We start from the raw sequence: 4,252 nt of genomic DNA, 5'->3' as shown, positions 1-4,252 counted from the left end.
AGTACCCGCGCCGGCGCCGCAGCGGCCCCCTCTCGGCCGGCGGGGGCCGGTCCGGCGGCGCCGCCGGACCGCCAGGACCGCCAGGACCGCCAGGACCGCCAGAGCCTCTCCGGTCCGTCAGGGCTCTCTCCAGGCCCCGTCAGACCCGGTAGCGACGCAGTGCGGGGACCGCGGCGGCCAGGGCCAGCATCACGACGACGACCAGTGCGCCGCCGCCCGCCACGGCGGCCCGGGGACCGAACGCCGAGCCCGCCGTGCCGTGCAGCACGTCGGCCAGGCGCGGACCGCCCGCGACGACCACGGTGAACACCCCCTGCATCCGGCCGCGCATCTCGTCGGTCGCGGCGGAGAGCAGGATGGCCCCGCGGAACACCATGGAGATCATGTCGGCGACGCCGGCGGCGGCGAGGAAGGCCATGGCCACCCAGAGGTTGCCGCTCAGTCCGAACCCGGCGATGGCCACGCCCCAGCCGACCACCGCGCCGATGACCATCCAGCCGTGCCGCCGGGCCCGTGAGAAGGCACCGGAGAACAGGCCGCCGAGAACGGCGCCGACCGGGATGCCGGCGAACAGCACGCCGAGCGCGAGCCCCTCGCCGTAGGAGCCGTACGTCTGCGCGGCCAGCTGCGGGAACAGGGCACGGGGCATGCCGAGGACCATGGCGACGATGTCGGCGAGGAACGACAGCAGCAGGACCTTGTGCCCGGAGATGTAGCGGAACCCGGCCGCTATTTCGCGCAGGCCGGCCCGGCGGGCCGGCCCCTCGCCCAGCGGTGGCAGCGCGGGCAGCCGGAACACCGCCCACACGGTGACGCACAGGGCCAGCGCGTCGATCAGGTACAGCTCGGGCAGTCCGATCACCGGGATCAGCACACCGGCCAGCAGCGGACCCGCGACCAGGCCGGTCTGCATCACGGTCGAGCCGAGCGCGTTGGCCGCCGGCAGCTCCCCGGCCGGGACGAGGCGGGCGATGGAGGCGGTGCGGGCCGGGGAGTTGAAGCCGAAGAACGCCTGCTGCAGCGCCAGCAGCACGATCAGGGCGAGGACCGAGTCCAGGCCGGTGACGGCCTGCGCCCAGAACAGCAGCGAGGTCACGGCGATGCCGGTGTTGGTGACCAGCAGCAGCTTGCGCCGGTCCACCGTGTCGGCCACCGCCCCGCCCCACAGCGCGAACACCACCATGGGCACGAGACCGGCGAGGCTCGCGTAGCCGACCCAGGCGGAGGAGTGGGTGATGTCGTAGATCTGCTTGGGTACGGCCACGGCGGTGAGCTGACTGCCGACGGAGGTGACGATGGTCGACGACCACAACCGCCGGTAGGCGGGGATGCGCAGGGGCCGGGTGTCCATCGCCCAGCGTCGCCAGCCGCGCCGGGGCGGGGGCGCCGCGTCCGTCGCGGCGTCGGGTTCGGTGGTGCTGCTCTCGCTCGTGTCCACGGGTGTCCTGGTTGCTCGTTACATCTTTTCGCTTCGCGAGCCTAACTATTCCAGTGACCCATGTACATGCCGAATGGATTTGCTCAGGATCCGGCCATGAGCATGACCCCCAGTGCCAGCATGGTGACGGCGACCAGGCCGTCCAGGACCCGCCAGGCGGCGGGACTGGCGAGGACGCGGCCCAGCAGCCGGGCGCCGAAGCCGAGGGCTGCGAACCAGCACAGGCTGGCGAGGGCGGCACCGAGCCCGAAGGTCCAGCGCAGCGGGCCGCGGTCGGCGGCCAGGGAGCCGAGCAGGAACACGGTGTCCAGGTAGACGTGCGGGTTGAGCCAGGTCATCGCGAGGCATGCCAGCACCGCCCGCCGCCGCGAGCCCGCCGCCTCGCCGTCGGTGTGCAGGCCGGTGCCGGGTCTGAGCACCCGCCGGGCGGCGAGGGCGCCGTAGCACAGCAGGAACGCGCCGCCGACGAGCCCGACCGCCCGAACGGCGCCCGGCCAGGCCACCACCACCGCGCCGACCCCGCCGACACCCAGCGCGATGAGCAGCGCGTCGGACAGGGCGCAGATCCCGACCACGGCGAGGACGGCGTCCCGGCGCACCCCCTGGCGCAGGACGAAGGCGTTCTGGGCGCCGATGGCGACGATCAGGGAGAGCCCGGTGCCGAATCCGGCGGCCGCGGCGGTCAGAGCGTGGTTCATGCCCCGACGCTAGGGAAGGGATCAGTGCAGGTCCAGCTAAAGATTCTTACGTATCCTTAGCAGTCATGATGACGGAACTTCCCCTGGAGCAGGTGCGGACCCTGCTCGCCGTGGTGGACGAGGGCACCTTCGACGCGGCGGCCGCGGCCCTGCACGTGACGCCGTCGGCGGTCAGCCAGCGGGTCAAGGCGCTGGAGCAGCGCACGGGCCGGGTCCTGCTCAAGCGCACCAAACCCGTGCGCCCGACGGAGTCCGGCGCGGTGCTGGTGCGGTTCGCCCGCCAGCTGGCCCGGCTGGAGCGGGACACGCGGGGCGAGCTGGGGCTGAGCGGGGCCGGCGAGGCGACCCGGGTGTCGGTCGCGGTGAACGCGGACTCGCTGGCCACCTGGTTCCTGGGGGCGCTCACCCGGGTGCCCGGGCTCTGTTACGAACTGCACCGGGAGGACGAGGACCACACGGCGGCGCTGCTGCGCGAGGGCCTGGTGATGGCGGCCGTGACCTCCTCCCCCGACGCGGTACCGGGCTGCTCGGTGCGTGCGCTCGGCCGGATGCGCTACCTGCCGGTGGCCGCACCGGGGTTCGCCCACCGGCAGCCGGCCGGGCCGCTGGCAGAGGTGCTGGCCGAGGCGCCGGTGGTGGTCTTCGACCGCAAGGACGACTTCCAGGACGGCTTCGTACGACGGCTGGGCCGCGGGGCCGCGAGCCCCCTGCGGCACTACGTGCCCACCTCCGAGGGCTTCGCCGACGCGGTCGCCGCGGGCCTCGGCTGGGGCATGGTCCCGGAGGCCCAGGCCGAACCGCTGCTGCGTGCGGGGCGCCTCTCCCTTCTCGCTCCGGGGGAATGGTCGGACGTCACGCTGCACTGGCAGCAGTGGAAGCTCGACTCCCCCGCCTTGGCGGCACTGGCCGAGGCGGTGTCGGAGACGGCGGCGCAGGCGCTGCGGCAGTAGGGCGGACCGCACGGCCGCCGCACGGGTGCCGGTCCCTGCAGCCCGCCCCTCGTGCGCACGGATGCCGGTCGCCGCAGCCCGCCCACTGCGGACGGACTACGGTCCCCGCAGCGCGCCCACTGTGCACGGGTGCCGGTCCCCGCAACCCAGATCCTCGTGCGCGTCCCCCTGCCGTCATCCCGCCGCCTCCAGCCTCCCTGCGGCGCTGTCGAGGAGCATCTCCAGAGCCGTGGGGTAGGCGCTGGTGACCATGCGGCCGGCCAGCAGCGGGGCCGCCTCGGCGATGCGGGGGTGGCTGGCGCGCGGCAGGCGGGCGTAGGTCGAGTGCCATTTGTCCTCGTCGGCCCGCTGGGAGGCGGTCGGCAGGGTCAGGGACGCGGAGTCGAGGGCGGCGAAGGCCAGCGTCTGGTCGATGAAGGCGTGGTAGACGCGGACTGTGTCCTGCAGCGAGAACCCGGCCGTGCGCAGGACGTCCAGGACCGTCTCGTCGGCGGCCAGCTCGTGGGAGCGGCCGGTGACCCGGTTGGCGGTCAGCAGCGCCGCCTGCGGGTGGGCGACGTACGCGGCGTGGATGCGCAGCCCGATCGCCCGGAGGTCCGCCCGCCACCGTCCCGTCGGCTCCCAGCCCGTCAGCGCCTGCCCGATGAGCGCGTCCCCGATGGCCAGGGTCAGGTCGTCCATGCCGCGGAAGTACCGGTACAGCGTGCTGGGATCGCAGTCCAGCGCGAGGCCCAGACGGCGTGCGCTGAGGCCGGCGCTGCCGTGCTCGCGCAGCAGGCGCAGCGCGGTCTCGACGATCAGCCGCTCGGACAGCACGGTGCCGCTGCGGGTGGGGCGGCGCCGGCGGCGCTTCTCCTCGGGCACCACGGGCTTGGGCACGGCGCCTCCTGTCCGTCGTCTCTGCGACTGTCTGTCGTCTCTGCGGACCCTTATGCCAACACCATTGACCTTATGCCATCCCGCGGCGTTGGATTCCGGCCAGGGCGCGCCTGCCATGTTCCTTCCCGTTGCCTTCAGCCAGGGAGTTTTCCGTTATGCGTGTACTGCTCGTGGGTGCCGGCGGTGTCGGCACCGCCGTCACCCGGATCGCGGCCGGGCGTCCGTTCTTCGACCTGATGGTGGTCGCCGACTACGACCCCGCGCGGGCCGAGGCGGCCGTCGCGGCG

At 73.7% G+C, this 4,252-nt stretch carries 4 protein-coding genes and 1 pseudogene; 2 read left to right on the top strand and 3 right to left on the bottom strand.

Annotated elements, in window-relative coordinates; translation table 11 throughout:
- Positions 1-139: 139 nt before the first annotated feature.
- Both AB0H32_RS47075 and AB0H32_RS47070 read right to left on the bottom strand, forming a co-directional pair.
- Entirely contained in the window at positions 140-1,438 is a 1,299-nt protein-coding gene (locus AB0H32_RS47075) for an MFS transporter (RefSeq protein WP_361135510.1), read from the bottom strand.
- 83 nt (positions 1,439-1,521) lie between these two features.
- On the bottom strand, positions 1,522-2,136 hold the full coding sequence (locus AB0H32_RS47070) for a LysE/ArgO family amino acid transporter (RefSeq protein ID WP_361135507.1): 615 nt from the start codon (positions 2,134-2,136) through the stop codon (positions 1,522-1,524).
- Positions 2,137-2,201: 65 nt separating this feature from the next.
- On the opposite strand from AB0H32_RS47070, the gene AB0H32_RS47065 reads away from it, so the two are divergent.
- A complete protein-coding gene (locus AB0H32_RS47065; RefSeq protein ID WP_361135504.1) occupies positions 2,202-3,086 on the top strand; it encodes a LysR family transcriptional regulator ArgP in 885 nt (294 codons plus the stop codon).
- Positions 3,087-3,260: 174 nt separating this feature from the next.
- On the opposite strand, the gene AB0H32_RS47060 is transcribed toward AB0H32_RS47065, so the two are convergent.
- Complete coding sequence (locus tag AB0H32_RS47060) at positions 3,261-3,965, bottom strand: TetR/AcrR family transcriptional regulator (protein ID WP_361135501.1); 705 nt, start codon at positions 3,963-3,965, stop codon at positions 3,261-3,263.
- A 155-nt stretch (positions 3,966-4,120) separates the two neighbouring features.
- On the opposite strand from AB0H32_RS47060, the pseudogene AB0H32_RS47055 reads away from it, so the two are divergent.
- A pseudogene (locus AB0H32_RS47055) lies at positions 4,121-4,252 on the top strand (ATP-binding protein); the annotation flags it as partial.

Source organism: Streptomyces sp. NPDC020362 (assembly GCF_040642095.1).
GTDB lineage: Bacteria > Actinomycetota > Actinomycetes > Streptomycetales > Streptomycetaceae > Streptomyces.
Note: the sequence above shows the minus strand (reverse complement) of the source record. Positions and strands in the feature narration are given on the sequence as shown.

Excerpts from the sequence above, each read along its gene's own strand:
- AB0H32_RS47070 (WP_361135507.1), bottom strand. The coding sequence starts at position 2,136 with ATGAACCACGCTCTGACCGCCGCGGCCGCCGGATTCGGCACCGGGCTC.
- AB0H32_RS47065 (WP_361135504.1), top strand. The coding sequence starts at position 2,202 with ATGATGACGGAACTTCCCCTGGAGCAGGTGCGGACCCTGCTCGCCGTG.